The organism is Marinomonas shanghaiensis (assembly GCF_003259175.1).
GTDB lineage: Bacteria > Pseudomonadota > Gammaproteobacteria > Pseudomonadales > Marinomonadaceae > Marinomonas > Marinomonas shanghaiensis.
On sequence record NZ_QGOK01000041.1, the window covers coordinates 1 to 4,732 of the forward strand.

Here is a 4,732-nt window from a genome sequence, read left to right on the forward strand (position 1 = left end):
CTTTATGTCAACGTATTTTAGGATGGGACAAGTCCATAAAAAAAGCCAAGTTGAGAATGACGTCAACTTGGCTTTTTTGCGTTTATTACTATCACCATTTTTGACATGGATTGCCCGAACGACATCTGTTTTTAAAGGCTGAATAATTTTCGCATTACCGGATGGAATATTCCGCCCTCTGATATAACGACAATATCAACGGCCCCCCAATAAGACCAAATAATGGCTAATAGGAAGAAAAAAGAAATAGCGGCTGCGATAATTCTTCCAAAAGGAACGGGAGGCGTTTCTAAAACCTCAGGAGCAGCAGGCAAAAGCTCATAACGATGGTCACAGAAGATAGATTTGCTTTTTCCATATTATTTTTGATCAATCCTTCAGTGGCTATAAAGCTTGAGTTCCATTATGGGGTAAAAAAAAGCATGTAATTTTAGTAAGTACTGCCATATAAAGTGTAAGGAAAGTGAAAAAATATTGTACGAGAGTAGATGTTACCTTACTATCGCCAAAAAATATGAACGCTGAAATGGATTTTTCGTTGTATGTCAGTTATTGATAGGGAATATACCAAACAAGGTCAATCGATGGGCTCCGAGACATCCTGTATGGACAGCGGAGCATTATGTTTGCACTTTCTATTGTCCTATCATGGACTTCGTTCATCTCCACAACAGTTACTTCATGATTTTTCTGGTGTCGACGGTCGTATGGATGTTATTTCCATTGTCCGAGCTGCAAGAAAAAGTAGTCTTAAAGCCAAAGCTATTTCCTCCTCCCTTACAAAACTTAAAAAGTTGCCATTGCCTGCAATCGCAGAATTTAAAAACGGTGATTTTGTTATCGTAGCGAAAGTTTCCAATGATAATATTTTGATTCAGCGGGGAGCTACACCACCTCAAAAGCTATCATTGCAAGCGTTTGAAGAGGAATGGGCGAGGCAAACAGTCGCACGAGTTCGAGAGCTTGATAGTATTCGTGAATTTTTGACCTCATCCGCTTTAACTGTCGTAATTGATCTCTTTTTCACCATCATTTTTTTTGCCGTAATGTGGATGTTTTCACCCACGCTTACTTGGATTGTACTTGCCTCTATTCCCCTTTATGCCCTTTTATCTCTGGCAATCACGCCTGAGCTACGCCGCCGAGTAGAAGATCGTTTTTATCGAGGCGCGACTAACCAAGCTTTTTTAGTTGAGAGTATCTCTGGGGCAGAAATGCTCAAATCCATGGCAGTTGAACCTCAAATGCGAGCGCGATGGGATGAAAATCTTGCTGCATTTGTGAAGTCTTCATTCAAAACCATTGTATTGGGCGCTGTAGGCTCTCAGGTTGTCGCGTTAATAAACAAGATTACCATGGCGCTCATTTTGTGGTTTGGTGCCAAATTGGTCATGGACGGTAACTTAACTGTTGGTCAATTGGTTGCTTTTAATATGTTAGCGGGGCAAGTCAGTCAGCCCATTATTCGTATTGCACAGTTATGGCAAGATTTTCAGCAGTTTCGTACTTCCATTCAGCGGTTAGGCGATATTTTAAATACAAAAACTGAAAATTTAACCAGCTCCGTACCAGAAAATTTACCTCCCATAAAAGGTGGTATAGCGCTTGAAGGGGTTACATTCCGTTATCGTCCCAATGAACCCGAAGTGTTGCGTAATGTGTCGCTTACCATAAAAGCAGGGCAAACCATTGGTATTGTTGGAAGGTCAGGATCTGGCAAATCAACCATTACCAAATTAATACAACGATTATATGTCCCAGAACACGGTCGCTTATTGATCGATGGTATTGATATTGGGCTGCTTGATTCTGCTTGGCTTCGTCGTCAGATTGGCGTTGTTTTACAGGATAATGTGCTCTTTAACAGATCTGTACGCGACAACATTGCTTTTGTCGATCCAGCGATGCCGATGAAACGCATTATACGGGCGGCTGAACTGGCGGGAGCCCATGACTTTATTTTGCAATTACCCAAAGACTACGACACCGTTCTGGAGGAACGTGGTTCCAATCTTTCTGGTGGTCAGCGACAGCGCATTGCCATAGCGCGAGCCCTTGCCATCATGCCAAGAATATTAATCCTTGATGAAGCAACGGCCGCTCTGGATTATGAATCTGAACGCATCTTTCAAAATAATTTAAAACTGGTTGCAGAAGGGCGCACGGTCATTATTGTCGCGCATCGCCTCTCGACGGTGCGTGATTGCGATCGGATTTTAGTCATGGATAAAGGTGAAGTCGTTGAAGATGGCACGCATACAGAGCTTCTTCACCATGGTGGTGTTTATGCGGATCTGACCAAACAGGATAGAGGGGAATAATGGAAACGACACAAAAGAAAGAAAAAGAGAAAACACTGACTATCCGGCGTGCAGAAACTTCGGATAAGTCAAAAATCATGACGCTGGCCTCTCTTGATCATGCCGAAAGTATTTTTGGTGATTTGACGTTTTCAGAGAAAAAGTTTTCGACACAATTTGATAAAAGCCTCACTCAACCAGAACGTTGCATTACGTTAAAAGCAGAAATAAAAGGCGAGATTGTTGGTTTTCTCTACTGCACACTTGGCGAGTACTTTATCGCAGAGGACAACGTGCAGGCGAATGTGCACGTAGTGTATGTGAATGAAAATATTCGCAAAAGCTTGCTCGGGGGGAAGGTTGCCGTGAAATTGGTAAAAGCCATCACCAAATGGGCCAAAGCTCAAGGTGCACAGCATGTGTTTTTTTATGTGACCTCAGGAACACGTATTGCACAAACCGATGCTTTCTTTCGCAAAATGGGATTAACAACGCTTGGAGGGAATTATGCCGTTAGGGTGTGATTATTAATACGCTCCAGCATTTACCATATGAATGTTGAGCCTTTTCGTTATGAAATATTTAAAAGTTACTGTGAATATAAGGAATCTCCGTTATGCAAGTTGAAACGCCACAAGCTAGAGATATAAAAATTGAAGAAGACAATGACGTTGTTACCCTCTCGATTGGCTACGTTAATTTGGGCGCTACTCGCTATGTATTGGCATTAATTTTTGTTTTATTCTCAGGTGTTGCGTTAGTGAACACCTTCCAAATATATCAAAGGTTAAACTTCGATACGTTGGAGTTTAGTTTTTTGCTAGGTGTCATTTCGATAATAACTCTCTTCTTTATTCTTCTAAAAATGGCGCATATGTTGTTGACAAAGGTGACGGATTTAACAATCAAGATTACTGATAATGGTTTAACGTACGATAGTGGAATACCTCCGTTATTTATCGGCTTTGGTTCAGGCTATTTTGATTTTTGGAAATCGTTTTTTTTCAAAAGACAACATATCGAATTTTATTCATCAGAAATGAAAGCCATTTATTTAGAAGAAAAGAAATCTCAAATCTGCCTTGTGATGATGAAAAGGGGTAAAGAAATTGAAATCGCGAAATACACCACGGACCAACAAAAAAAAGACTTGTATCAATTTCTAAAAAAATATAGCCAATGATTAAAGTAAAGTAGATTGTTTTTTCCACGAGTTTAATCTTAATAATTTATGGAGAATATTATGTGGCTAGGTTATGACAAACCGCTTCCAGAGCGCCCCCCCATAGTGCCAAAAAATAAAAAGAAGCATATTAAGAGAAGAACTAGTCTTATCTTATTTGGGGTATTATTTGTTTTGTTTTTAGGTGTGCCAATGCTAACTCATTGGTACCCCAACTTTCTTTGGGGGGGGGGCAAGGAAAATACTACAGAATCATCTTGGTTTATATAGTGTTTCTTTTATCATACCTTTTTATTGTGGGCTTTGTTCGACGGGATTTAGCTTGGGGTTTAAATTTTTTTTTAGTCATGATCCGTATTTTGTTAAGTTGTATCAAGAGATGGATCAGCGTTTTATAAGAGTTATGACATTTTTGATTTGGCAAGAATATTGGGATGAAGTATACGCAGAAGGAGATCAGGGATGAGTAATCGTTCAAAAAATACTTTGTCAATTAAAATGAGTTGCTTTTTTCATGATTTTAATCGTTTATTTAATCTGGTACGGGGAAATATTTCTGGTGCGATTGGTTTCGTTGTGGTGAATTTAGTTTCAAAAAATCGATTTAGGTCCGTGATTGTAAATAGTTTTTGTTATGTGATTATTACAGGTTGGCTCATAAGTCCTTACACTCTATATGCTAGTGAAAAATATGCATCTAATTCGATTGAAATTATACCAGAGATCAAAATTGAAGATGAAAGCTCTGAATTAGGATTATATTCTTTCATGACAACTTATTTGCTGTTGTCTGATATAGACAGCGTAGAGTTCACCAGAAAGGAAAAAAAAGAAGAGTACATAAACTTTTTATTTGTTTCTGGAAAAAACTATATTAATAACCGACGTGTTAATCGATCTGCTGTAGATATGCTGGCAGAGGACACTATCAATATTATTACAAATCTGGATACACATACAGATGTATGCTTTATCCAGAAATTTTCCTTCGAAGATGGTACTCGTCTCACTTTGGGTGTACACAATGAAGACAATATTGGTGTGGAGGATGTGTATAAGTGCTTTACTGTAACATTGTGGTATTTTGTGCAAAACACCTACAAAGACGTGGATATGGACAACTGGCATAGATCACTTGCTGAATTGATCTCTTTAGCTCAAAAAGGAGAAAATCATGGGCGATAATAGTAAAACTTTTGATCGTTATGTTGAGTCATCGCGGGTTGGAGTAGCTTTAAAATCTGGCAAG

At 39.0% G+C, this 4,732-nt stretch carries 4 protein-coding genes; all 4 read left to right on the forward strand.

Translation table 11 applies throughout. The annotated features are described in order from the left end of the window. The first annotated feature begins 542 nt into the window (after positions 1-542). The 4 genes from DKT73_RS19795 to DKT73_RS19815 all read left to right on the forward strand — a co-directional run bounded on the left by DKT73_RS19795 (position 543) and on the right by DKT73_RS19815 (position 4,668). On the forward strand, positions 543-2,321 hold the full coding sequence (locus tag DKT73_RS19795) for a type I secretion system permease/ATPase (protein WP_111640250.1): 1,779 nt from the start codon (positions 543-545) through the stop codon (positions 2,319-2,321). Next, positions 2,321-2,824, forward strand: a complete 504-nt coding sequence (locus DKT73_RS19800; RefSeq protein ID WP_111640251.1) for a GNAT family N-acetyltransferase — start codon at positions 2,321-2,323, stop codon at positions 2,822-2,824. The genes DKT73_RS19795 and DKT73_RS19800 overlap by 1 nt, the downstream gene beginning before the upstream one ends. Before the next feature lie 92 nt (positions 2,825-2,916). Further along, entirely contained in the window at positions 2,917-3,483 is a 567-nt protein-coding gene (locus DKT73_RS19805; RefSeq protein WP_111640252.1) for a hypothetical protein, read from the forward strand. Between the two features lie 462 nt (positions 3,484-3,945). Beyond that, the gene (locus tag DKT73_RS19815) at positions 3,946-4,668 is read left to right on the forward strand and encodes a hypothetical protein (protein ID WP_111640254.1); all 723 of its coding nucleotides are present in this window, start codon (positions 3,946-3,948) and stop codon (positions 4,666-4,668) included. Positions 4,669-4,732: the final 64 nt, after the last annotated feature.

What these genes read in the sequence shown, in the direction of transcription:
- DKT73_RS19795 (WP_111640250.1), top strand. Translation starts at nt 543, where the DNA reads ATGTCAGTTATTGATAGGGAATATACCAAACAAGGTCAATCGATGGGC.
- DKT73_RS19800 (WP_111640251.1), top strand. Translation starts at nt 2,321, where the DNA reads ATGGAAACGACACAAAAGAAAGAAAAAGAGAAAACACTGACTATCCGG.
- DKT73_RS19805 (WP_111640252.1), top strand. Translation starts at nt 2,917, where the DNA reads ATGCAAGTTGAAACGCCACAAGCTAGAGATATAAAAATTGAAGAAGAC.
- DKT73_RS19815 (WP_111640254.1), top strand. Translation starts at nt 3,946, where the DNA reads ATGAGTAATCGTTCAAAAAATACTTTGTCAATTAAAATGAGTTGCTTT.